The sequence below is a fragment of the Mesorhizobium muleiense genome (assembly GCF_900099905.1).
In the GTDB taxonomy this organism is placed as follows: Bacteria; Pseudomonadota; Alphaproteobacteria; order Rhizobiales; family Rhizobiaceae; genus Mesorhizobium; species Mesorhizobium muleiense.
In genome coordinates, this window is the sequence record NZ_FNEE01000002.1 from 15,165 (window position 1) to 35,438 (window position 20,274).

At 61.8% G+C, this 20,274-nt stretch carries 18 protein-coding genes and 1 pseudogene; 5 read left to right on the plus strand and 14 right to left on the minus strand.

Annotation, left to right across the window (positions count from 1 at the left end; genetic code table 11):
• Window positions 1-24: 24 nt before the first annotated feature.
• The 3 genes from BLT09_RS03945 to BLT09_RS03955 form a co-directional block, all read right to left on the minus strand.
• Window positions 25-1,248, minus strand: a complete 1,224-nt coding sequence (locus tag BLT09_RS03945) for an aminotransferase class V-fold PLP-dependent enzyme (protein ID WP_091591724.1) — start codon at window positions 1,246-1,248, stop codon at window positions 25-27.
• 209 nt (window positions 1,249-1,457) lie between these two features.
• Window positions 1,458-2,366: a pirin family protein gene (locus tag BLT09_RS03950; RefSeq protein ID WP_091590924.1), complete on the minus strand. Its 909-nt coding sequence runs from the start codon at window positions 2,364-2,366 to the stop codon at window positions 1,458-1,460.
• Between the two features lie 17 nt (window positions 2,367-2,383).
• Complete coding sequence (locus BLT09_RS03955) at window positions 2,384-2,794, minus strand: DoxX family protein (protein ID WP_091591725.1); 411 nt, start codon at window positions 2,792-2,794, stop codon at window positions 2,384-2,386.
• Window positions 2,795-2,971: 177 nt separating this feature from the next.
• On the opposite strand from BLT09_RS03955, the gene BLT09_RS03960 reads away from it, so the two are divergent.
• Complete coding sequence (locus BLT09_RS03960; protein WP_091590926.1) at window positions 2,972-3,859, plus strand: LysR family transcriptional regulator; 888 nt, start codon at window positions 2,972-2,974, stop codon at window positions 3,857-3,859.
• 195 nt (window positions 3,860-4,054) lie between these two features.
• Here BLT09_RS03960 and BLT09_RS03965 read toward each other — a convergent pair whose 3' ends face one another.
• Window positions 4,055-4,846, minus strand: coding sequence for a helix-turn-helix domain-containing protein (locus BLT09_RS03965; RefSeq protein ID WP_091590927.1), 792 nt, complete (start codon window positions 4,844-4,846; stop codon window positions 4,055-4,057).
• Between the two features lie 152 nt (window positions 4,847-4,998).
• On the opposite strand from BLT09_RS03965, the gene BLT09_RS03970 reads away from it, so the two are divergent.
• Window positions 4,999-6,552 carry a C69 family dipeptidase gene (locus BLT09_RS03970; protein WP_208602474.1) on the plus strand — a complete coding sequence of 518 codons (1,554 nt, stop codon included), beginning with the start codon at window positions 4,999-5,001 and terminating at the stop codon, window positions 6,550-6,552.
• Between the two features lie 105 nt (window positions 6,553-6,657).
• Here the strand turns inward: BLT09_RS03970 and BLT09_RS03975 are convergent, their stop codons facing one another.
• The 6 genes and pseudogenes from BLT09_RS03975 to BLT09_RS04000 form a co-directional block, all read right to left on the minus strand.
• Window positions 6,658-7,626, minus strand: a complete 969-nt coding sequence (locus tag BLT09_RS03975) for a quinone oxidoreductase family protein (protein ID WP_091590929.1) — start codon at window positions 7,624-7,626, stop codon at window positions 6,658-6,660.
• Entirely contained in the window at window positions 7,623-8,399 is a 777-nt protein-coding gene (locus tag BLT09_RS03980; RefSeq protein WP_091590931.1) for an alpha/beta fold hydrolase, read from the minus strand. The genes BLT09_RS03975 and BLT09_RS03980 overlap by 4 nt, the downstream gene beginning before the upstream one ends.
• 113 nt (window positions 8,400-8,512) lie before the next feature.
• Window positions 8,513-9,063, minus strand: a pseudogene (locus BLT09_RS03985) (cytochrome P460 family protein).
• Window positions 9,047-10,090: an alpha/beta fold hydrolase gene (locus BLT09_RS03990; protein ID WP_091591729.1), complete on the minus strand. Its 1,044-nt coding sequence runs from the start codon at window positions 10,088-10,090 to the stop codon at window positions 9,047-9,049. The pseudogene BLT09_RS03985 and the gene BLT09_RS03990 overlap by 17 nt, the downstream one beginning before the upstream one ends.
• Before the next feature lie 82 nt (window positions 10,091-10,172).
• The gene (locus tag BLT09_RS03995) at window positions 10,173-10,589 is read right to left on the minus strand and encodes an organic hydroperoxide resistance protein (protein ID WP_091591731.1); all 417 of its coding nucleotides are present in this window, start codon (window positions 10,587-10,589) and stop codon (window positions 10,173-10,175) included.
• A gap of 32 nt (window positions 10,590-10,621) precedes the next feature.
• Window positions 10,622-11,896, minus strand: a complete 1,275-nt coding sequence (locus BLT09_RS04000; RefSeq protein ID WP_091590933.1) for an epoxide hydrolase family protein — start codon at window positions 11,894-11,896, stop codon at window positions 10,622-10,624.
• A 199-nt stretch (window positions 11,897-12,095) separates the two neighbouring features.
• On the opposite strand from BLT09_RS04000, the gene BLT09_RS04005 reads away from it, so the two are divergent.
• A complete protein-coding gene (locus tag BLT09_RS04005) occupies window positions 12,096-14,942 on the plus strand; it encodes an ATP-binding protein (protein ID WP_091590934.1) in 2,847 nt (948 codons plus the stop codon).
• A gap of 58 nt (window positions 14,943-15,000) precedes the next feature.
• On the opposite strand, the gene BLT09_RS34805 is transcribed toward BLT09_RS04005, so the two are convergent.
• The gene (locus BLT09_RS34805) at window positions 15,001-15,099 is read right to left on the minus strand and encodes a pyocin activator PrtN family protein (RefSeq protein WP_268931428.1); all 99 of its coding nucleotides are present in this window, start codon (window positions 15,097-15,099) and stop codon (window positions 15,001-15,003) included.
• A 101-nt stretch (window positions 15,100-15,200) separates the two neighbouring features.
• Here BLT09_RS34805 and dusA point away from each other — a divergent pair, with 101 nt between their 5' ends.
• Window positions 15,201-16,196 (plus strand): tRNA dihydrouridine(20/20a) synthase DusA, encoded by a 996-nt coding sequence (gene dusA, locus BLT09_RS04015; RefSeq protein ID WP_167366332.1) that lies wholly within the window; start codon window positions 15,201-15,203, stop codon window positions 16,194-16,196.
• Between the two features lie 292 nt (window positions 16,197-16,488).
• Here the strand turns inward: dusA and BLT09_RS04025 are convergent, their stop codons facing one another.
• Window positions 16,489-17,193 (minus strand): TIGR02281 family clan AA aspartic protease, encoded by a 705-nt coding sequence (locus tag BLT09_RS04025; protein ID WP_091590936.1) that lies wholly within the window; start codon window positions 17,191-17,193, stop codon window positions 16,489-16,491.
• A gap of 7 nt (window positions 17,194-17,200) precedes the next feature.
• Window positions 17,201-17,434: a DUF1289 domain-containing protein gene (locus tag BLT09_RS04030; protein WP_027151770.1), complete on the minus strand. Its 234-nt coding sequence runs from the start codon at window positions 17,432-17,434 to the stop codon at window positions 17,201-17,203.
• A 182-nt stretch (window positions 17,435-17,616) separates the two neighbouring features.
• Here BLT09_RS04030 and BLT09_RS04035 point away from each other — a divergent pair, with 182 nt between their 5' ends.
• Window positions 17,617-18,612 (plus strand): nicotinate-nucleotide--dimethylbenzimidazole phosphoribosyltransferase, encoded by a 996-nt coding sequence (locus BLT09_RS04035; RefSeq protein ID WP_091590938.1) that lies wholly within the window; start codon window positions 17,617-17,619, stop codon window positions 18,610-18,612.
• A gap of 72 nt (window positions 18,613-18,684) precedes the next feature.
• On the opposite strand, the gene BLT09_RS04040 is transcribed toward BLT09_RS04035, so the two are convergent.
• A complete protein-coding gene (locus BLT09_RS04040) occupies window positions 18,685-20,205 on the minus strand; it encodes an ATP-binding protein (protein ID WP_091590940.1) in 1,521 nt (506 codons plus the stop codon).
• Between the last annotated feature and the right edge of the window lie 69 nt (window positions 20,206-20,274).

Below are 20,274 nucleotides of genomic sequence, written 5' to 3' on the forward strand. Positions count from 1 at the left end.
GACGGTACGTGCCGATGCGCGGCGTCAGCACGATGCGCGCGCTCCGCTGATGGCCGCTTGCAGCGCATCGACAAACACATCGAGTTCGTCCTTGTGCATGTAGATGTGCGGGGAAACGCGCATCCCGGCGATATCCTCGACCCGGCGATATTTGACATGGACCCGGTGCTGCTCATGCAGCACGCGCTCGAGCAGCCGCGAATCGACTCCGTCGATGGAAAAGAGCGCCACGGCGCCCAAGGGTCCGGCATCAACTGGCTCGGCATCAAGGGACCCGGCATCAAGCGGCGTATGCAGGCGAAAGCCCGGAATGTCGCGTGCGCGCCCGATCCAGTACCGTGTGAGTTCGCTGAGGCGCAGCTGGATCCTCTCGACGCCGATCCGGCGATGCAGGCGGATCGCCGGCATGATGCCCGCCTGGATGGCCGAATTATAGGTGCCAAGGCTCCAGTGATCGAACTTGTCGATCCTGAGCGGCGGCAGATCGAAGGGCGCAAGCAGCGGCCAGGTGTCGTCGATCAGGCCTTCCCTGACGACCAGCATGCCGTTGCCTACCGGAGCGCCGAGCCATTTGTGCAGGCTCGTAATGAAGATGTCGCAGCCGAGATTGCGGAAGCTGACCGGCATCTGGGCGAAGGTTTGTGCGCCGTCGACCACGGTAATGATGTCATGCGCGCGCGCCAGCGCGCACAGGCGCTCGACCGGCAGGAGACGGCCGTTCCAATGATACATATGGGTAAGCAGCATGACCCGCGTGCGCGGCGTGATCGCGCGCGAATAGGCTTCGATGATCGCCTCGTCGTCGTCGAGGAGGCCGAATTGACAGACGACCGGCTGGACACCCTCGCGTTCCCGGCGTTGAAACCAGCCGGCGCGTGCGCTGGGGTAATCCCAGGGCGAAATCAGCACCTCATCGCCCGGCTGAAGCGGAATGCCGAAAATCGCCGTCGACAGACCTTCTGACGAGTTGCGATTGAGCGCGATTTCGCTAGGCGCGCAGTCGATCAGCTGCGCAAGTTGCGCCTTGATGTCCGGCAGCGCGGCGTCGAGCTTGCTCCACATATTGACGTCGGGATTGCGGCTGATCAGCCGGTAGGCGTCGACGACCGCTTGCTCGACCTCCAGTGGCGGTGGGCTGACTGCGGCATTGTTCAGGTTCAGGAGTGGCTCCTGCCGCGGATAAGCCGCCCGCACCTCCTGCCAAAACGCTTCCGGGGAAGTCGGAGAATCCACGTCGTAGAAGTTCATGCTCCCGCCTTTCAGATCCCGCGCGTTACAGTCCTCCAGCTGCCAAAAGAAAAAGGCAGGCCGGCGAGTCTGGTGGCCATCACCATACAAGCCGGCCTGCCCGAATGGATGCCAATCCAGCCTCAGATCGGCACTATCGTGCCGAAAGCCCGGCAAGTTTCAGAATATTTTGCCATGCTCCCATTCCCGGATTTTGCCGACCATTCCCGTCATCGAAACACCGGAACCGACCCTGATGCCGTTTGCCGGTCGCCTGCCTCTTTCAGTTTTTGGCCCAGCTCGGCAATGCGGCGTTCGCCCGCCGCAAGCGCTTCGGCAGAAGTGTGGACGGAATAATGACCGAGATGGAGCGGATGCGGGTGCGGCACCGCCGAACCGAGGACGAAGACGGCGTCTTCGCTACCTGTTGCTTCCAGGGAAATCGGCGCCTCGCCATTCTCGAAGATCGCCATCTCGCCCGCGCTGACCGTCGAGCCTGCATCGAGCATTCCTTTGGCGAGCGCCAGCCAGCCGACGCTGTGGCCGGCCGGTGGCGCATAGCTCCAGCTTTCACCGGGCCGCATGGTCACCAGCAGATAGTTGATGCCATCCGGCGCCGGCACGGGGCTCCGGACGTCTCCGTACTTGCCAACGATGATATGGGCAGGCCAGGCATAGGGCATGTCGCCGGCATCGATATAGCGGCTTTCGGCGGGCCCGTTTTCCAGTTCGGGCGGCAGCGCCAGCCAGAGCTGAAAACCCTGCATGCGCGAGACGTCTCCCGCCGTCATCTCCTTGCCGTGCCAGACGCCGCCGCCGGCGCGCATCCATTCGACGCCGCCATAGGCGATCTCGCCGGCACCGATGGCCGGATCATCATAGCGCGCGTGACCCTGGGTGATGACTGTCACCGTGGCGACGCCGGAGTGGGGATGGATCGGCATCCCGCCGCTTCTCTCCACGGCCTGAAGCATTGCCCGGTCCGCATCGAAGATATCGAGAAAGACGAATGGCTTCAGGGCCTGTCCGAGGTCGGCAGGGCTCATCAGCCGGGTGATGAACCCTTGGCCGTGGCCGCGCGTCCGTTGCACGATGCGTCTTGGTATCGGCCACGCGTTTTTTAAAGCAGGATGTGCCATCGGTATTGCTCCTGTTTTCAGATTTGTTTCAAGCTGTTCAGCACGCCGGCAATGCCGGCCCGATGCAGCCAGGCGACCGTGCCGGTGATGACCATCAGCACAAGGGCCGGAACCGCGCTGCCGCCGATGACGAAGAGATGGGTCATCACGCCGCATGCCATGGTGACGGCGAGCAGAAGCCCGCCCAGTCCTGCGGTCGCCGGAAAAAGCAGGCCGATGGCGCCGGCGACTTCCACGACGCCGGTGACGATCCGGAACCACTGACCAATGCCGATCTGCTCGTAAATGCCGACCATCATCGGCACGCCCGCAAGCTTCGCGCCGCCGGCCGCCAGGAATGCGGCAGCGGCGAGACCGCGCAGGACCCAGGAAGCGACTTTGACCTTTCCGGCCGGAACGGCCGCTGTCGTGAGTGAATTCGCGCTCATTCGATTGTCTTCCTTCTTGATCAGGACCGCGTCATGCGGCCAGCTTTTCGATTTCAACGGTGGCGGCTTCCAGGGCCTCCGAACGGATGGTAGTCAGCCGAGAGAGATGTTAGCGTTCCAAAATTCGCCCTACTAGGCGCAACAAGCCGGTTTCTGAGTTGCTAAAATAGGAACGCCATGGATCTGGAAGATTTGCGGACCTTCGTGGAGGTGGCGGATGCGGGTGGCGTCGCCCCCGCGGCGCGCCGGTTGGGGCTGTCCAAGTCGATCGTCAGCCGGCGTCTGACCCGGCTGGAAGAAACGCTTGGCGCCCAACTGCTTTCCCGCACCACACGCGGCTCGGCTCTAACTGAAGCCGGCGCAGCCTTCCGCGAGCACGCCATGCGCGTCGTCGCCGAATTGGAAGCCGCACAGGAGACACTTTCGCCGGAAGGCGAGGTGCGTGGCTTGCTGCGCATCGCCGCGCCTCTGTCATTCGGCATAACAAGGCTGCCCCCGATATTTGCCGAGCTGGCGCGCCGTCACCCCTTGCTGCATCTCGACACGTCCTACAGCGATCGCTTCGTCGACCTCGTCGGTGAAGGGTTCGATTGCGCCATACGGCTCGGGATGCTTCGCGATTCTAGCCTTATCACCCGGCGGATCCGCGCATTCCGGGCGCGACTCGTTGCCAGCCCTGGCTATATCGCAGCCCACGGCACGCCACAGACCTTGACGGACCTGACGCGTCATCAGGCCGTGACCAGGAAGGGTGAGGTCTGGCCAATCCTGGATGGCGACAAAACCGTCACAGTGCGCCCGCGCGGGCGCTTTACCGCCGATAACGGAGAGGCCGTGCTGGCCGCTGCTTTGGCGGGTGTGGGGGTGGCCGCGCTGCCGGACTTTCTAACCGAAACGCATATCGCAGCGGGCAGTCTCGTGCCGCTGCTGGAGGGACATGCAACCCCTGAGCTCGGCATGTTCGTCGTACGCCCGCCAGGGGCTTTCCCTTCCCGCAAGGTGCGGGTCCTGATCGACATCCTTCTCGAATATTTCGGCGAGGCGGCCGGTCGCAAATCCGGCTGAGAGCGTTCACCTATCGGCTCGGGCGTGTCTGAGTCGGTAGCTCGAGCTGTTCTTCGCCAACGGCTCGGCGCCAGCGCCCGTCGCTTCACCCGCCCAGCAGGGCAAAACCAACGCCGGAAACGAACTCAGAAACTGGGCAACGTCACCTGGCCGCCTTGCATCAGCGGCGTATCGCTGTGGAACTACTAAGATGTTTCAGAAAGGAGTTGAGCTCAGTGTTCCCGTCGAGCCGGCAGATTCCAGGTACTTTCGAATGCGCGGGTCGATGCGCCTATCTTCTTTTGGAAACCTGGCGCAGGCCCGGAGCTGTTCCTTTATGTCGACCACATTGCCAAGATATTTCCAAGCTATCGGGGACGCAAAGGGCTGACGATAGACCTGTGATGTCACCCCGAAGGTGAGGCCCGTCAGGACATCCAGCTTCCTCCGATAGGAAGGAAAAAGCATCGACTCCACAATCGAATCGCATGATAGCGTCTCGAATTCGAGAAGAAAAATGCAGTTTCCGAGATAGCTAAGAAGCCCTTCGTATTTTGAAAGACGTTGGACTATCTCATCTGGCCCTGAGCGCTCAATCGTCTTGGAGCAGACCTTACCATCCCGTTCGTAAATATGGATCAGCGACCTGGTGATCGTTCCGGACGAGTGCGGAACGAGGAAGTGCATGTGGTAGTATCCGAGCAGCGGCCGGAGTTTTTGAATGTCCCCCGGAAACGCACGGTCGATCATCTTGGCAAGACCAACTTGCGTCGAGAGGCCTTTCGAGCGCACCGACGCCTCGAAATCGCTTGCAGGGCGCAAAAGTTCATCAATAGTCACCCCGAAAGCAGAAGCAATGCGACGGAGATTATGATGGGAAGGCTGCGTTTCCCCAGTAAGGTAACGGGCGAACTGCTGCCGATTGAATCCAAGCCTACGGCAGACTTCCGACACGGATCGATGTGTCGAGCAAAGTAGCCGCAGATTCGCCGCCAGTTGGGTTTCCATCGGCTCTCAAAATTGCTGATTTTGCGCATCTTGGCTGCAACTAGCGCAAAGTCAACCAATCGTGCTGCGTTGTGCCCTGGCGCCTCCCCCGCACAGACTGACGACCAGTCGTATCTGCGATCACGCCTAAGGCAGTAAGCTGGATGCGACTGATGATTACTCAGTCTATCGGAGGAATAATGTCGATCTCAATACTTCACCGACACTTAGCTGCTTTTGCAGGCGCAGTGGCGGCAACCTTCGTTTTTTGTCAAGTATCCGAAGCAAGTTACGGCCTTTATGTTGGGAAGAACCGTACAGCTGACGGAAGCGTGTTTTTGGGCGGTACTGGCGAGGAAGTCTCTAGCCATTGGCTGAGAATAGAACCTCGCAAGAAGCACGCGCCAGGCGAGACTATTTCTGTCGGCGTCACCAAGGAAGCCGTCATGCCTGGGGAGATGATGGAAATCCCTCAAGTCGGGGAGACGGCAGCGTTTATTTCAATGGACTACTCGGATTACGAAGGATTTCCGCCGCCACTGACGAATGGCGGACTTAATGAGTATGGCGTCGCGGTGCGAGACATCTGGTCGCCCTCGCGAAAAGAACTGATTGCCATGACGCCTAATCCTCAGAAGGGCCCTCAGTATAGTGATTTGGCACGCATCGCCCTTGAGCGTGCCAAGACGGCGCGTGAAGCGGTGCAAGTGATTGGTGATCTGATCAACCAATACGGCTATTCCGACTACGGCGGCAATTCTCACCTAATTGCAGACGCGAACGAAGGATGGGTCGTAATAAACTTCAGCGGAGGGAAGGGTTTGTGGGTTGCTGAACGACTGGGGCCGGATGACGTCAGAATGTCCTATCCCGGCTATATTGGGGAAATCCCGCTGGATTATCAAACCAATCAGGATTTCATGGGCTCGGCCAACTTAATCTCCTTCGCGGCAGAGCAAGGATGGTATGAGCCTGGCCAGCCATTTGATGTTCATAAAGTGTATGGTGACCAAACCGCCCCGATGCGTTCACCTGGGGTGGAGTACATGGAGTCGAAGCTTCAAAACCTCGGGGCAAAAGTCACGCTCAGGGAGTTCATGGATGCCGTCCGCGATCCAGTCATTTCAGACGACGCGGCTGGCTACGGTCAGGTTGCGCAGTTGAAGGAGGGTGTACGCAACGAAATGCAGCTTCTGTGGGTGGCGCCCACCAGTTCCGTCACAGCTCCGTTCATTCCTTGGCGAATTGGTGTGGGCGAAATTCCCGCGGAATACCGCTGGCACCGCTATATGACGAAGGGGGCAGCCTCCAACTACCTCACAGCGGAATATGCGCAGCAAGAGGCCACCGAGTACGCATTCTACCTCTACAAGCGCCTTCTGTATTACACATGCAGCCGACTAGATGAGTTTTACGACGAGGTAGTCGGAACGCTCACCGCGTTCGAGAACCATATGATCGACGATCAAGCTTGGGTGGAGCAGTCGGCCGAAGGAATGTTCGAAAGAGGCGAGAGCGATTCGGCGAAGAGGTTGATCACATATTATAGCAGTGTCCAGGCAATGAGGGCGCTCGATCTCGGGAATGCGCTGTTGGGCAGTATGGAACAGAGAACCAAGCTACTTCAGGGAATCCCACAACCTCCGAGCAATGAGACAATGAAGCTGGAATACAACATGATTCGGTGCGGCCCGACACCCGAATCTCTTGCTTCTACTCCTCAATAGCTATCACACGTGAGCCCGGCAAGTCTGCCGGGCTCACCCAGCGAGGTGATTGCCCGCTTAGAGGGACGCCCCCCGAGAACCGTATCGTGAGGAAGGCCGGATGGCTCAGGGGATGAGCAGAAGCTTTCCCGTCGTGGCGCGGCTTTCCATATCGGCATGTGCGCATGCTGCTTCGGCGAGCGGGTAAACGCGGCCGATCCGGATCTTCAAGTCTCCCTTCACGATCCAGTCGAAGAGTTGGCCGATGCGGGCGCGAAGCAGTGCCGGCGTGTGGATATGATCGAAGAACCTTGCGTAGCCTATTTTGATGCTTTTCGGCAGGCTCATGATGTCGAGCGGTCCGGGACCGCCCAGCACCGGGCCGTACCAGCAGAAGGTGCCGGAGCGGCGCAGCGAATCGAGCGAGCCCTGAAAGGTCTTCGGGCCGGAACCGTCATAGACGACATGGACGCCTTCACCGCCGGACAGGCGAACGACTTCCTCGGCGAATCGCCCCTCGGTGTCCACGATCACATGGTCTGCTCCGGCCTCTCTTGCCACGGCGATCTTGTCTGCGGACGAGACGCGGCCGATCACGTGCCCGCCTCTCAGCTTTATGATCTGGGTGAGCAGCAATCCGACGCCGCCCGCCGCCGCATGGACCAGCGCCACGTCGCCGGGCTGGACGGGATAGAACTCGGTGGCGAAGTGGCTGGCAGTCAGCCCCTGCATCATCACGGAAGCGGCCGTACGATCATCGATCCCGTCCGGAATCGGCACGAGCGCGTCCGCCGGTACCATCGCCCGATCTGTGTAGCTTCCAGGCGTGTACACCCAAGCAACCCGTTGTCCGGGCCGGAAATGCTCTACTCCATCGCCCACGGCGAGTACCCGCCCGGCACCCTCCACGCCCAGAACCTTGGGATTGGGCGTTTCCGTCCAGGCCATGCCCTGGCGCACGCCGATGTCCATGAAGTTCACGCCCGCCGCGGCGACCTCGACCAGAACTTGTCCGCTCGTGGGAGCAGTTTCGGGGCGCTCGACGAATTCGAGCGCATCCGGTCCCCCGGTTCGGTTCATGACGACGGCTTTCATTGCGACATCTCCCTGGCGGCATTCTCAATCAGCTGTGCTACGGGTTCAGGGTTCGACACCATCACTACGTGCGAAGCGCCCTTGATCGCGATCGTTTCGCGGGCGTGAGCCCGTTGAGCCATGTAGGCAGATGCACGCGGCGGGATGTTCTTGTCCGCGTCGCCGTAGATGAACCAGCTTGGGATGTTCTTCCAGGCAGCCTTGGCCTGGGCTTCGTTGAGCGCGGCTTCAGTGATCGGCCGCTGCGTTGCGGCCATCAGTCTGGCTTGCGCTTCGGAAGCATCGGCGGCAAACTGATCGTGGAACTTGTCCTGCTGGATGTAGAGGTCCTTTCCGCCGCCTGACAGCTCGGCAGGAGGAGCGAGTGTCGGCCCCAGCGTGCTGCCTGGAAACTTTCGTGCAAGTTGCGCCGCGGTTTCACCCACCTCCGGCGCAAATGCGGCGACATAGACCAGAGCCTTCACGTTAGAATGACCATCGGCGGCATCGCTGATCACCGACCCGCCATAGGAATGGCCGACCAGAACGACTGGCGTTTCTATCGAGGAAAGCACATCGGCGACATAGTCTCCGTCACTTCTGACGCCTCGCAGCGGATTGGCTGCCGCCACTACGGGAAAGCCATCTTTCTCAAGAATCTCAACGACACCGTTCCAACTCGAAGAGTCGGCGAAGGCGCCATGAACCAAGACGACGGTAGGTTTGCCGGACTGCGCGTGGGCGTTGCCCAACGAGGCCGCGATAATAGCCAGGCCTGCGAGCAAGATTTTCATCTGAACATCCTTTCGTTGTGGGGTGCGGTCTTCACTGTGCCGAGCGCAGGGCGAGGAGCGGGGTGCCGCAGACCCGACCTGTGTCCGCCCGGCGTTTTCCTGCGTGGACCGAGTTACGGCGCGTAGCGGGTGAAGACGAAGTCGTGTTGCTGGACACGCGCCTCGTGGCACGCGAAACATGTTTCGTGCTGCGCTACGTCGGCCGGCTTGCCATTAATGAACCGGCCAAAACCCAGCCGCCGCTCGAGGCGTATTTCTTCGAATCCTTGACCATGACCTGCACCGTTGTGGCCGCGCCAGGAACCGATGCAGGTTCGAACTCGGCCGACTGCATTCGCTTCCACGCGAGCTTGACCAAGACGGTACCGTCCGGGAACGGGAGCGTGCTATCTCGGTACGCATCCATCGCTACTGTATTTCCCATGACAGCACGAAGCTCGTTCAGTGGATCGCCTTCCAAGGCCGGCGCGATGAACTCCCATTTGCGGTATCCGTCCGGGATCGTCACACCATAGATCGGCGAGGCTTCCTCCGCGTTCTGGGCTCGAACGCTGTCGATCTCAACGCAGCCGATTGCGAGCGCGATCGACACGGCGATGACGGCTGCGATTGCAAGCTTGCGTCTCATACGCGCGCTCCTTCTGCGGTCAGAACTTGTCGACATCGATGATGGCCGTGGCGAAGGCATCAGGCGCCTCCTGCGGCAGGTCATGCCCGATGCCGCCGGTGATCAGCCGATGCTCGTACTTGCCGGAGAATTTCTTCGCATAGGCGTCGGGATCGGGATGTGGCGCACCATTCGCGTCGCCCTCCAGCGTGATCGTTGGCACGTCGATCTCCGGGCGCTTGGCAAGCTTTTCCTCCAGTTCGTCATAGCGGCGCTCGCCTTCAGCAAGGCCGAGCCGCCAACGGTAGTTGTGGACGACGATGTCGACGTGGTCGGGGTTTTTGAACGCAGCGGCGCTTCTGGCGAAGGTCGCATCGTCGAAGTTCCAGCGCGGCGAGGCGAGCCGCCAGATCAGTTTGGCGAAGTCATCCGTGTGTTGCGCATAGCCGGCACGGCCACGATCGGTCGCGAAATAGAATTGATACCACCATTGCAGTTCGGCCTGTGGCGGTAGCGGCGCCTTGTTGGCCGCCTGGCTGCCGATCAGATAGCCGCTGACCGAAACCATGGCCTTGCAGCGCTCCGGCCAGAGTGCGGCAAGGATATTTGCCGTCCTCGCGCCCCAGTCGTAGCCGGCGACGATTGCTTTTTCGACGCCCAGGGCATCCATCAGGTCGATGATATCGACCGCCAGCGCGGCCTGCTGGCCGTTGCGAAGAGTGGCATCCGACAAGAAACGCGTCGTGCCGTGGCCGCGCAGATAGGGCATGATGACCCGATAGCCGGCTCCTGCAAGCAGCGGCGCGACATCGGCGTAGCTATAGATGTCGTAGGGCCAGCCGTGCAGCAGTATGACGGGAGGTCCATCTGCTGGGCCATCCTCGGCATATCCGACGGTAAGCAGCCCCGCCTCGATCTGCTTTAGCGACGCGAATGTGGTGTGCGATCCGGCCGAACCCGGCGTTGGCCCTGTCCCGCCGCCCTGGGCATTCGCAACGCCGATCGCGCCCAACTTGGTCAACGCCACGGTCGCGGCCGCGATGCCGAACAGGCGTCGGCGATGATGGTCGACGACTTCCGGAATTTTGATTGCGTTCATGGGAGTACTAACCTTTGTTCATGTTTCCAGGGCAGCCGCGGCAGGCGCGATTGCCGAAACCGAGGGACTAGATCAGGTTGATTTCGACTTCGATGTTGCCGCGCGTGGCCTTCGAGTAGGGACAGGTCTGATGAGCGGCATCGACAATGGCCCGGGCGTCGTTGCGATCCATTCCTGGCAGGCTCACATTGAGCCGGGCGCTGAGAAAGAAGCCGCCGTCGCCGCTGTTGAGATCTACCTCCGCATCGATCGCAAGGTCCGCTGGCAGCACGACGTTCATCTTGCGCGCGGCGATCGCCAGCGCGCCCTCGAAACATGCCGACCAACCGGCAGCAAAAAGCTGTTCGGGATTGGTGCCGCTGCCCGCGCCGCCGGGCGTCGAGAGCCTGATGTCCAGCCTGCCGTCGGAACTGCGTGAGCCACCCTCCCGGCCGCCCGTTGTGTGCACCTTCGCTGTGTAGAGTCGTTTTGCTTGGGTAGTCATGGCATGCATCCTGTATGACATCGGATCTTCGATCAGCGCAGCGATCTGAAAGCTGCACGGACCTCCTGGGTGAAGATTTCCGGCTGTTCCCAGGCCGCGAAATGCCCGCCGGTCTTGGCCTCACGGAAATAGATGAGGTTGTGGTAGCAGCGCTCGGCCCAGCTTCGCGGCGCGCAGTAGATTTCGCCGGGGAATACCGTCACGGCGACCGGAAGATCGGCAATGTCCACGGCATTGAAATTGTTGGAGTGGTCTTCCCAGTAGATCTGCGCCGCGGAGGTTCCGGATTCAGTGAGCCAGTAGAGCGAGATGTCGTCGAGCATCTCGTGCTTGGTCAGAACCCGCTCGGGGTCGCCACCGCTATAGGTCCACTGCGCGAATTTCTCGTAGATCCACGCCGCCAGGCCGACCGGCGAATCCACCAGGGAGTAGCCGATGGTCTGCGGCCGCGTCACCATCATGGCCGCATAACCGGAGCTGTCCTTGTAGAAGGCGTCTAGCGCCTCGAACGCCGCTCTTTCCTTCTCGCTCAGTCCGCTCGGCGCCGGCCCGCCGGCCGCCAGCACTGATGCAATTTCCGGCGGCACGGTCCCCGGCATGTTGACGTGTATGCCAATGAGCCCAGGCACCTTCTGCAGCGCCATGCGATGGGAGATGACCGAACCGCAGTCGCCACCCTGCGAGACGTAGCGGTCGTAACCCAGCCGCCTCATCAGCACGCCCCAGGCACGGCCGATATGGTCTGAGCCCCAGCCAGCCTCCGTCGGTTTCCCGGAGAAGCCGAAGCCAGGTATCGACGGCACGACGAGATGGAATGCGTCTTCCGCGGCGCCGCCATGGGCCGTGGGATCTGTCAGCGGACCGACGACCTTCATGAATTCCAAGATCGAGCCGGGCCAGCCATGCGTCATGATCATCGGCATAGCATTCTCATGGCGGGACCGGACCTGGATGAAGTGGATAGCGAGGCCGTCGATTTCGGTGACGAACATAGGCAGAGCGTTGAGCTTCGCCTCGACCTTCCGCCAGTTGTAATCGGTCATCCAGTATCGAAGGAGATCCTGGAGCTTTGCGAGCTGCACGCCTTGGGACTGATCCGTAACTGTTTCCCGCGAGGGCCAGCGCGTCGTTGCCAGACGTCGGCGGAGATCGACGATTGCCTCCTCCGGAATGCCGGCGCGGAAGGGACGGACGGCTTCACTATCGACGCTCGCGCGCGCCATTGCTGGAAGCAGGCTCAAGGCGCCTGTGGCCGCTGATGCGGCAAGCAGGCTTCGTCGCGTGAGCGATGGCGATAATGCGGGCATGGTCGTTCTCCTTGGGTCCGTCGGCAGAGAGGTTCTTGCTGCTTTCGACACATAGAAGGAGATCGCCCGAAGCGCCCGTTATGCATTATGATGCAACGTTAGCGCTCGTCGGCGAATGCAGGCTTGCAGCAAAGCCCCCACTTTTGTTCTTCTCATAGGTGAGTGGTCGCCTGCATGAGCCGGCCGCGAAGGGAGTGTCATGACAGGGCCTGCAAGCGACACGATATCATTTGGTCCCTTTACGCTTGCCGTCCGCGAACGGCTGCTCTTGCGGCAAGGCACCACCGTCGATCTGGGCGGGCGCGCTTTCGATATCCTGGCTACTTTGGCTGCCCGCTCCAACGAGGTGATCAGCAAGAGGGATTTATTGGCGAACGTCTGGCCCGACGTCACCGTCGAGGAGGGTAGTCTGCGGTTTCACATGGCCAATCTCAGAAAGGCGTTGGGCGACGGCAAGGACGGCGCGCGCTACATCGCTACCTTGAAGGGCCGGGGCTATTGCTTCGTGGCGCCGGTCTCGCGATCGGGTGGTCGCAACGATGCGCGAAGCGAGGCTGCCGCCAGCTACCCGCAGGCCAACCTCCCGAGCCGACTAGCCCGCATGGTTGGGCGTACCGACGACACGGCCGCGCTTTCCGCGGAGCTGGCGGCCGCGCGCTTCGTCACGATCGTCGGCACGGGTGGGGTCGGCAAGACCACCGTTGCGGTGGCGGCCGGGCATCACGTCGTCGATGCGTTTGCCGGCGCTGTGCATTTCGTCGATCTTGGCGCGCTGAATGATCCCAACCTGGTTGCGCCGACTGTAGCCTCGATGCTGGGCCTGTCGCTTCAGTCTGACGACGCCACGTCCGCTCTCATCACATACCTGGCTGACAAGAGAATCCTCCTGATCCTGGATACCTGCGAGCATGTCATAGACGCGGCAGCAGACCTGGCCGCCCGTATCTTCGCTACCGCGCCGCAGGCCCACATCCTGGCGACGAGCCGGGAGGCTCTCCAGGTCGAAGGCGAGCACGTCTATAAGCTCGCGCCGCTTGCTTACCCGCCGGACGATCTGGAACCCACCGCGGCAGTCGCGCAGGCGTTCCCTGCGACCGAGCTGTTCTTGGAGCGCGCAGCAGCGAGCGGTGCTCGTCTTGACCTCGACGATTCGGAAGCGGGGGTCGTGGCGCACATCTGCCGGAAGCTTGATGGCGTACCTCTTGCCATCGAGTTGGCGGCCGGGCGGGTGGCAAGCTATGGCCTGCAGACAACCGCGACCCTTCTCGACGAGCGACTCGCCCTCATGTGGCCGGGTCAACGTACAGCACCGCCGCGCCAGAAAACCCTCCAGGCTACACTGGACTGGAGCTTCGGGCTGCTGTCGGAGTTTGAGCGCCTGGTGCTTCGCCGGCTTGCCGTGTTCGTCGGGCATTTTTCGATCGAGGCGGCTCTGGCGGTTATAACGAGCCCCAGTATCGACGAGGCGCTCATCTTCAGCGCCATAGACAGCCTCGTTGCCAAGTCGATGGTTGCGGCAAGGCCGGCTGGCGCAACGATGCGCTACCGACTGCTCGATACGACGCGGGCTTATGCCCTTCAGTTCGAGGTCCAGGATGCGGAACTCACGGAACTGGCCGCCCGGCACGCGACCTACTGTCTGCGATGGCTGGAGGATACGGGGAATGAGTGGCCTACGTTGTCGAGCGCGTCGCAACGATCACTGCACCTCGCGGGCCTTGCCAATGTGCGTGGGGCTCTGGATTGGTGTTTCGGATCCAACGGGGATGCCAGGCTCGGCATTCGTCTTGCCGCCGCCGCTGCTCCGCTTTTCCTGTCGATGTCCTTGCTCACCGAGTGCCATCGCTGGAGCTCCCGGGCAATTTTCGCTCTCGACGACTCCATGCGCCGCGGACGCGAGGAGATGCACCTTCAGGCGGCCCTTGGAGTTTCCCTGATGTTCACGCACGGGGGAAGGGACGCAGCGCGCGTGGCGCTGAACAGAAGCTTCTCCATTGCCGAGCAACGCAGCGATGCGCTCGACCAGATTCAGGTTCTCGGGCCGCTGCAGATGTTCCATTTGCGTACCGGAGATTTCAGGACCGCACTCCGCTACGCGGAGCGTTGCACCGTCATTGCCGACGCGCTGGAAGACTCCGTTTCCACGACATTGGCGCATTCGTTGATGGGAATATCGCTTCACCTCAATGGAGAACTAGGGCGCGCCCAGACCTCGCTTGCGGCAGCATTGCGATACGGGCCGCGGGGTCAGACCACGACCAACTATCTCGGCTTCGACGGGAGAATCCTGGCCGGCGCGATCCTGGCAAGAACGCTTTGGCTGCAAGGCCATCCGGATCGGGCGGTGGAACGCGCACAGCTGACGATCAAGGACGCCGAGATCTTGAACCATCCGCTGACGCTTTCGATCGCTCTTGTCTGGGCCGTTTCCGTGTTCCTTTGGGTCGGCGATCTCGACCGCGCAGACGAGCATATAGACCGTCTCTTCTTGCGTGCGGAACCCCATTCGCTCGGACCGTATCTGGCGCTAGGACGAGGCTTCAAGGGAGAACTGGCCATTCGTCGAGGCGATGCGGAGAAGGGAATCGAGAGCCTGCAACGCAGTCTCGCGGAGCTCCACGCAGCACCCTACGAACTGCTCACCACTCCGCTCAACGTCGCGCTCGTTCAAGGCCTTGCTGCCACGGGCCGGCTCGCGGAGGCCCTCGCACTGCTCGACGACACGATCCTGTCGGTCGAGGCAAACGGAGATCTCTGCTATATGCCGGAGTTGCTGCGCGTGAAGGGCTGCCTTGTTTTGGCGTCAGTGCAGTCTGGCGCCGACGAGGCTGAAACCTACTTCAGGCGGTCTCTCGAAATGAGTCAGGATTGGGGCGCGTGGGGGTGGGAGCTGCGCGCCGCGATCGACCTGGCTACCCTTCTGATCGATCGCAGACAACACGAAACCGCCCGGGCGCATCTCCAGCCGCGGTTCGAGCGCTTCGTTGAGGGTTTGGATACTGCTGATCTGAAGTCAGCTGCACGTCTGCTCGCGACGCAGAGTTAGTCTGGCTCCGCTACGTGAGCCAAGTGTCTGCCAGCTAGACGGTGCGAATAGAAACAAGTCAGAAATGTGCCAAGGGATCGCGACGGACCCCATCGAGCGGAATGATTGCCTTACCATTGTATTGTGCCATGAGCAGAAAAGCGGTGTTGAGTGACATTGATGATTACGCTTTGAAAAATAGAATGAAATGAGTCACATATCATAGAGGCCGGCAATGTCAGTCTGTCCAAATTCAGTGTGGTTAAGAACTATATATAAATGATTGACGAATATAACAAATTTGCCGTTGCGCCGATGATGGACTGGACGGACCGGCATTGCCGGTTCCTCCATCGTCAGTTGACGCGCCGGGTCTTGCTCTACACCGAGATGGTCGTCGCCGACGCGGTCATCCACGGCGAGCGCGAGCGCTTGCTCGGCTTCGATGCTACGGAACATCCGGTGGCGTTGCAGCTCGGCGGCTCCGATCCGCAGAAGCTTGCCGAGGCGGCCCGCATCGGCGAAGCGTTCGGCTATGACGAGATCAACGTCAATGTCGGCTGCCCGTCCGACCGCGTCCAGTCGGGTACGTTCGGCGCCTGCCTGATGAAGGCGCCTGACCTGGTCGCCGATTGTGTCGCGGCGATGAAGGCGTCTGTCGGCATTCCCGTCACCGTCAAATGCCGCATCGGCGTCGACGAGCAGGATCCCGAGCCGGCGCTCGATGCGCTGGCGGACGGGGTTTTCGCGGCCGGCGCCGACGCGCTGTGGGTGCATGCCCGCAAGGCGTGGCTGGAAGGGCTGAGCCCGAAGGAAAACCGCGACATCCCGCCGCTCGACTACAACAGGGTGTATCGGCTAAAAACCAAAAAACCAAACAAATTCATCGGCATCAACGGCGGAATTCAATCCCTTGAAGAGGCGCTTGATCACCTTGATCATGTCGATGGCGCCATGCTCGGCCGCGCCGCCTACCACACGCCGGGCATTCTGGCAGGCGTCGACGCCGCATTTTACGGTGACAAACCCAAAACGCTCGATTTCGGCGCGCTGGTCGATGCCATGGCGGATTATGCGGCACGCCATATCGAGCGGGGCGGGCGGCTTGGCCATGTCACCCGTCACATGGTCGGCCTGTTCCACGGCCTGCCCGGTGCGCGCCGTTACCGGCAGATCCTTTCGACCGATGCGACAAGGCCGGGCGCCGGACCCGATGTGCTGAAGGCAGCTTTCGCCGCAGTCGATCTTGGCGGGACGGACGCCGAAGCAGCCTGACTGTCCAATCGCGCAAGATCATGCGATCGATTGCGCTTGTTCCAAGTCTTCGATCGCGTGCGACATGGATCGAGCGCGCATCGCATCGCGCTTCGGCGGCACCCGGCCAGTCGAGGCGCGACGACTACATGCCGCTCGATGCGTTTTCGACGAGGCGATGGCTCTGTTCAGCCGAGAGCCGACGCCCAAGGAGATATTGGTGGAGCGCGTCGGCGTCCTGCGCCGGGCGGAGCGGGACGGACCGTTCGATCGAGCGGTCGAGATGCTCACTGAGCGGCGGCGCAGCGGCCGTTCAATCGCGCAAGATCATGCGGTCGCCGCGCACGTCGAATCCGGACAATGAGCCGATGAAGTTCATGCCGAGCAGGCTCTGGCCGAGCATGCCGGGCGCGGCGATCATGACCGGCATGTCCTTGCGCACGATCCCGCCGATCGCCAATTCGTCGGTTCTCACGACGGCGGCGCGCGCCATGCCGTTGGCGGTCGAAACCGGGATGGTGAAATTGAGAGCGGCTGGATTGAAGCCGGCGGCTTGCGCGTCCTGCGCGGTCAGCACGGTGCTGGTTGCGCCGGTATCGACCACGGCCCGGACCGGCGTGCCGTTGACCATGATTCGTGCTTCGAAATGGCCATTGCCGGCCTTGTCCAGGGTCACCGTGGCGTGGCCGTCCTCAAGGCCCAACGCCAGCGGACTGCCGGGAACAAGGCCGGCCGTTACCCGGCTGGCGAAATCCTGCAATTCATAACGATACTGGTAGCCGGCGATCAGTGCGAGCACGATGACGGCCCAGGCGCCCATGCTGCGGGCCATCGTGCCCAAGGGTCTGCCTGATCTGAGCAGGCCGGCGGCGATGAGTGCAACCAGTGCGCCAAGCCAGATCAGCCGGCTGAAATCGTAATTCTCGACGCCGAATGTGCTGCCGGCGGAATCATTGAGCATGAGCAGGACAACGCCTACCCCGATCAGGATCATCAAAACCCAGAAAACCCGGTTCATATGTGGCTCACGAGAGAGCGTCGCGTTCGCGCGCGAGGCGGGTGCGGCGGGTTTCGCGGCGCGGTCTGCGCTCAACCGTTTCCAGCCGGGCCGGCAGCTCGGCCATGACGCTGCGGCGGATTTCAGGGGTCATCTCGATCCAGGCGCCGATTTCCTCGCGCGTGCGGCCGCAGCCGAAGCAGAAGCCGGTTTTCATATCGATCGAACAGACCAGGACGCATGGGGATTCGATGGCCGTCATGTTTATTCTCTCAGGATTCCCAAGGAATCCCTTGTCTCGCTTCCACATGGTGTAACGGCAAGGCCAATGCAAGACCTCCGGAATGCGCCGCCGGCAGCCGCGTTCGCGTCAATGCAGGCAGTTGTGCCGGCCGAGCAAGGCGGCTATGCCGCTCACCAACTCCGGGAACGTTCATCGACGCCATGACCAGCGCGCTGCCCTTTGACGATTTTCGCAATCTTCTGGCGACCCTGCCGCAGGCCGACGCCGCAGCCGAAGCCCGCGTCCGTGCGCTGTTTGCCACGGCCGACAAACCCAAGGGTTCGCTCGGCCGCATCGAGGACATCGCGGCTTGGCTGGCCGCCTGGAGCGGCCGCGCGCCGCCGGCAGTGAACCGGCCTCTGGTGGCGATCTTCGCCGGCAATCACGGCGTCGCTCGCCACGGCATTTCGCCACGGCCTGTAGCTGCCACGGCGAACGCCGTCGAGCTTTGCGCGGCCGGCGGTGCGGCGATCAACCAGATCTGCATCGCCAATAATCTCGGGCTGAAAGTGTTCGATCTTGCGCTGCACATTCCAACCGCCGACATCACCGAGGAGGCGGCACTTGACGAACGCGGCTGTGCCGCCACCATGGCCTTCGGCATGGAGGCGATCGCCGGCGGCGCCGATCTGCTTTGCCTTGGCGACCTCGGCGTCGGCAATTCCACCGTCGCCGCGGCCTTGCTTGCCGCACTGTTCGGCGGCAGTGGCGCAGATTGGGTCGGATCCGGATCGGGCGCCGATGCATCGATGCGGGTGCGCAAGGCGGAAGTGGTCGATGCCGCGCTAGCCTTCCACCGCACAGGTCTCAGGGACCCGCTGGAAGCGTTGCGCCGGGTTGGCGGCCGTGAGTTCGCAGCGATTGCCGGCGCCATTCTCGCCGCCCGGACGCAGAAGATCCCCGTCCTGCTCGATGGGTTGGTGGCGACAGCCACTGCGGCGGCGCTGCATGCCGCCGACGCCACTGCGCTCGATCATTGCCTGCTTGCCAGCCTGTCGCCAGAGCCTGCGCATGCGCGGGCCGCCGAGCGGCTCGGCTTGCGCCCGCTACTTGATCTCGGCGTCAGCCACGGCGAGGGAGCAGGGGCGGCACTTGCGGCCGGCCTGGTCAAAGCCGCTGCGCTCACCGCCTCGGGCATGGCAGCGGCGCTGCATTAAAGCGCGTCGCGTTCGACCCGCCTCATGCGACGCGCTTCAGGTTGTTGTTTTGCGGCGACATGCATTAAGCGTCTATCGCCGGCGCGCAGCAACGGCCTTGGTCGGCAGCGCCGGCAATTCCTCCATCACCCGGCTCAACGGAAAGATGGCGATCGCCTCGGTGCCTTCGCGCAGTTTGGAATGGAGTTCGAACTCGCCGCCATGCATGGCGAGCAGGCTTTGGACGATCGGCAGGCCAAGCCCGGTGCCTTGCTCGGCGCTCTTGATGGCGATGGAGCCCTGGCCGAAGGCGGACAGCACGACCGGAATCTCGTCTTCCGGAATGCCGGGCCCATTGTCTTTGACGGAGAGGTATTGGCCGCCGCCCGCCGTCCAGCCGACGCGCACGCGGATCTCGCCGCCAGTTCCGGTGAACTTGATGGCGTTCGACAAAAGATTGAGCGCGATCTGGCGCACCGCGCGTTCGTCAGCGAACAGGCGCGGCAAGGCGTTTTCGAAATCCTGGACGATGCGGATGTCCTTGTTGCGCGCCTTCAGCTCCATCATGTGACAGCAATCCTCGACGACGGAAAGCAGCATCATCGGCTCTTCGTTGAGCTGGTAGCGGCCCGCTTCGATGCGCGACAGGTCGAGGATTTCGTTGATCAGGTCGAGCAGGTGCTGGCCAGAGTCATGGACGTCGCGAGCATAGTCGCGATAGGTCGGATTGCTCATCGGTCCGAGCACTTCGTTCGCCATCACCTCGGAGAAACCGAGAATGGCGTTGAGCGGCGTCCGCAACTCATGACTCATCGAGGCCAAAAACCGCGACTTTGCCAGGTTGGCGTCCTCCGCCCGTCGGCGCGCTTCGTCCGACATCGATTTCGCCGTGTCCAATTCGGCAATCAGCGCGTCCTTTTCGGAGCGGAACGAGAGCAGCATCAAGGACGAGCGATTGAGGCGGCGCGCCACATAGGCGAAGAAGGGCAGCGAGACAATCAGCAACCCGGCCATGATCAACTCGACCGGCATCCACTGCTTGGCGCCGGCATAGGCATAGGCGGCCACCGGAACGGCGAAAGTCGCCAGCAACGCACCGCGCAACGATGACGCTGTGATCGCAGTCGCCGCCATGGCAAGCAGCAGCACCACCGCCTTGATCAACTGGAACTGGTCGACCTGGCAGGTGTCGCAACCGAGCCAGGCAAACCAGGCCCAGCCCAGGCCGCAAAGGAAATGGCCTATCAGGAAATCACGGTGCGTTTGCAGCGGGTTGAGTTCGCCAGCTTCCGTTCGGTCGACGCGCCTCGCCATGAACACGACGATGGCGTAGCAGATGAGTATAAGAAGCGCCCAGACGCCAATTGCCTTGCCGACGCCAGCAAACAGACCGGTCGCGGCGGTCGCCAGGACGAGAAGCGGAACTATGATCGCGCCGCCTATCATCGCACGGGCGTGGAGTTTCAACAGCTCGCGGTCGAAATCAGGATTTCCCGCCTGCTGCGAAAGACGGTCGCGCGTCTTGCGCACCGCGCGCGCCACATCGCTGTTGCGATGGGGTTTCCGGCGGTCCACAATAAACTTGTCCGCTGTGGTCGAACGTTGCGAGGGCATGGAGACTTCAATTTATGCGGGCAGCGGTTTCAAATTGTTAAGCTACGTTCGAATGATTAACCAACGGTT

Excerpts from the sequence above, each read along its gene's own strand:
- BLT09_RS03965 (WP_091590927.1), bottom strand. The coding sequence starts at position 4,846 with ATGGAAACCCAACTGGCGGCGAATCTGCGGCTACTTTGCTCGACACAT.
- BLT09_RS04030 (WP_027151770.1), bottom strand. The coding sequence starts at position 17,434 with ATGACGGCCATCGAATCCCCATGCGTCCTGGTCTGTTCGATCGATATG.
- BLT09_RS03980 (WP_091590931.1), bottom strand. The coding sequence starts at position 8,399 with ATGAAAATCTTGCTCGCAGGCCTGGCTATTATCGCGGCCTCGTTGGGC.
- BLT09_RS03975 (WP_091590929.1), bottom strand. The coding sequence starts at position 7,626 with ATGAAAGCCGTCGTCATGAACCGAACCGGGGGACCGGATGCGCTCGAA.
- BLT09_RS04035 (WP_091590938.1), top strand. The coding sequence starts at position 17,617 with ATGACCAGCGCGCTGCCCTTTGACGATTTTCGCAATCTTCTGGCGACC.
- BLT09_RS03995 (WP_091591731.1), bottom strand. The coding sequence starts at position 10,589 with ATGACTACCCAAGCAAAACGACTCTACACAGCGAAGGTGCACACAACG.
- BLT09_RS03970 (WP_208602474.1), top strand. The coding sequence starts at position 4,999 with ATGATTACTCAGTCTATCGGAGGAATAATGTCGATCTCAATACTTCAC.
- BLT09_RS04025 (WP_091590936.1), bottom strand. The coding sequence starts at position 17,193 with ATGAACCGGGTTTTCTGGGTTTTGATGATCCTGATCGGGGTAGGCGTT.
- BLT09_RS04005 (WP_091590934.1), top strand. The coding sequence starts at position 12,096 with ATGACAGGGCCTGCAAGCGACACGATATCATTTGGTCCCTTTACGCTT.
- BLT09_RS04000 (WP_091590933.1), bottom strand. The coding sequence starts at position 11,896 with ATGCCCGCATTATCGCCATCGCTCACGCGACGAAGCCTGCTTGCCGCA.
- dusA (WP_167366332.1), top strand. The coding sequence starts at position 15,201 with ATGATTGACGAATATAACAAATTTGCCGTTGCGCCGATGATGGACTGG.
- BLT09_RS03955 (WP_091591725.1), bottom strand. The coding sequence starts at position 2,794 with ATGAGCGCGAATTCACTCACGACAGCGGCCGTTCCGGCCGGAAAGGTC.
- BLT09_RS03950 (WP_091590924.1), bottom strand. The coding sequence starts at position 2,366 with ATGGCACATCCTGCTTTAAAAAACGCGTGGCCGATACCAAGACGCATC.
- BLT09_RS03945 (WP_091591724.1), bottom strand. The coding sequence starts at position 1,248 with ATGAACTTCTACGACGTGGATTCTCCGACTTCCCCGGAAGCGTTTTGG.
- BLT09_RS03960 (WP_091590926.1), top strand. The coding sequence starts at position 2,972 with ATGGATCTGGAAGATTTGCGGACCTTCGTGGAGGTGGCGGATGCGGGT.
- BLT09_RS04040 (WP_091590940.1), bottom strand. The coding sequence starts at position 20,205 with ATGCCCTCGCAACGTTCGACCACAGCGGACAAGTTTATTGTGGACCGC.
- BLT09_RS34805 (WP_268931428.1), bottom strand. The coding sequence starts at position 15,099 with ATGTCACTCAACACCGCTTTTCTGCTCATGGCACAATACAATGGTAAG.